Source organism: Pseudomonas sp. Sample_16 (assembly GCF_004307665.1).
Taxonomy (GTDB): Bacteria; Pseudomonadota; Gammaproteobacteria; order Pseudomonadales; family Pseudomonadaceae; genus Aquipseudomonas.
Window position 1 is genome coordinate 1 of record NZ_RCOB01000205.1, and the last position, 2,119, is coordinate 2,119.

2 protein-coding genes are annotated in these 2,119 nt (G+C 56.4%); one reads left to right on the forward strand and one right to left on the reverse strand.

Translation table 11 applies throughout. From position 1 onward, the window contains the following. Nucleotides 1-692 precede the first annotated feature (692 nt). Complete coding sequence (gene oprI / locus D8U69_RS27195) at nt 693-944, forward strand: outer membrane lipoprotei OprI (RefSeq protein WP_003183784.1); 252 nt, start codon at nt 693-695, stop codon at nt 942-944. 123 nt (nt 945-1,067) lie between these two features. Here the strand turns inward: oprI and D8U69_RS27200 are convergent, their stop codons facing one another. Next, on the reverse strand, nt 1,068-2,039 hold the full coding sequence (locus tag D8U69_RS27200; RefSeq protein WP_056856408.1) for a L,D-transpeptidase family protein: 972 nt from the start codon (nt 2,037-2,039) through the stop codon (nt 1,068-1,070). Between the last annotated feature and the right edge of the window lie 80 nt (nt 2,040-2,119).

Consider the following 2,119-nt stretch of genomic DNA (forward strand, 5'->3'; position numbering starts at 1 on the left):
TGGTCTCGAACTGATGACCAGCCTGGTCATGGTGGATGGACAACGCCTCGCTCATCACTACTCCTCGCGGGTCTTGGATTCCGACCCCTACCTTACCGATGTTTTTCCGGCGAAGGAACATCTACGCCACCCCGTGCCTGAATGGACACCGAGAAGAGCTACACCGATCTCGCGCAACCGAGCACGTACAAATAGTAGGCACCATTGGCAGAAATGCTCAAGGTACGCTCGTCATCATGCAGGTTGGCAGGTGCCGCTCCGGGTCACGCAGGACGGGCTCGACCGAAGATCACCAAGGTCGCAAGCCTGAACATTGCCGGATATTGAGACTTAAGACGAGCGCCCGTTGTTAAAGTCACCTGAATAAGGAGAAAGATATTGAGAGGCGCCACGCAGAATTCGAACAAAAGTGTAGACAGTCCATCTAGCCAGACTTTAGCCAAGACTGGAAAAAGAGCCTCGAACCTCGGGAACTTTTCTTCGCCGGCTCGCTCAGCTCGGGCCTTCTAGCTGGATATTTTTTATACAGCGCAGTTAAAAGTTGCTCGAAAAAGAATCAACGCCTACAATTTTTTAGGCTTCTTGCGTCACGTCAGTTTTACTTACTACAACTTATGGGTAGTATGTACGCCGGCTATTTCCTCACTCTGAGGAGACAGCTACTTAATAGAAAGTCCTTGAAGGGGAACACGATGAACAACGTTCTGAAATTCTCTGCTCTGGCTCTGGCCGCAGTTCTGGCTACCGGTTGCAGCAGCGCATCGAAAGAAACCGAAGCACGTCTGACCGCTACTGAAGACGCAGCTGCTCGCTCCCAGGCTCGTGCAGACGAAGCTTACCGTAAAGCTGATGAAGCTCTGGCTGCTGCTCAAAAAGCACAACAGACTGCTGACGAAGCTAACGAGCGTGCTCTGCGCATGCTGGAAAAAGCTAGCCGCAAGTAATAGTCCTTCGGGATTGTTATCAAGCCGACCCATTTTTGGGTCGGCTTTTTTATTGCCCGGCTTTTGATGCAGGCATAAAAAAACCCGTCGATGCGAGCAACATCGCCGGGCTCCTTTCAAGCATTACTGCAGCGGGTCGAGGGGTGCGCTCGATACCATCGGAGCGGCCGTGCTCGGTACGCCGATTTCCACCGGCAGACCATCTTCGGCTGCCACTACATCACGTACCACATCCCAATTCATGCGCAGATTATTGGTGATGTCTTCACGCTTGAGCATCGCATTGATCACAGCCGTGTGCTTGTCGACCACCGACGGATTGCCCTTGTCGTCCAGTGGTGTGTGCGCTTCCAGGTAAACCTTGCCGCCACTCACGCCGAACTTGTAGGAGTCGTTGATGATCCGCACCGACGTCCCGACTGGCACCATGCCGGCCATTTCCAGCACGTTGTTGTTGAACATGCGGAAGCAGCCGTGGCTGGTGCGCATGCCGATGCCGAATTTCTTGTTCGAACCGTGGATCAGGTAGCCCGGGGTGCCCAGGGTGAACTTGAACGGCCCCAGCGGGTTGTCCGGGCCGGCCGGCACCACATTCGGCAGCGGATCGCCATCAGCGGCGTGCTCGGCCTTGATCGACGCTGGAGGCGTCCAGGTCGGGTTCGGCGTCTTGGCGATGATGCTGGTGTGGGCAATCGGCGAGCCCCAGCCTTCACGACCGATTCCCAGCGGGAAGGTGTAGACCACGTTCCGGCCTTTCGGGAAGTAGTAGAGGCGGTACTCGGCGAGGTTGATGACGATGCCTTCACGCGGCCCCGGCGGCAGAATGAAGCGGGTCGGCAGCACGATTTCGGTGCCGGCGCCCGGCAGCCATGGGTCCACGCCAGGGTTGGCCGCGACCATTTCCGTGTAGCCCAGGTCGTAGGTGGTGCCAAGGTCGGCGAAGGTATCTTCGTATTTGGCCTTGATCACTTGCACCTGGCCGACGATGTCTTCCCCAGGCGGTGGTAGTGGCAGCTCCAATGCTGCGACGGGGCCAGCTACACAGAGAGCGGCAAGTGTCAGGCAGCGGGTGACGGCAGGAAAGCGCGGCAACATCCGGAAAATCCTTCGCATGATCAACAGAGGGTATAAGAACGCGATTGTACACCGCTGTCTGTTATTTCGGGGAGGTTGCC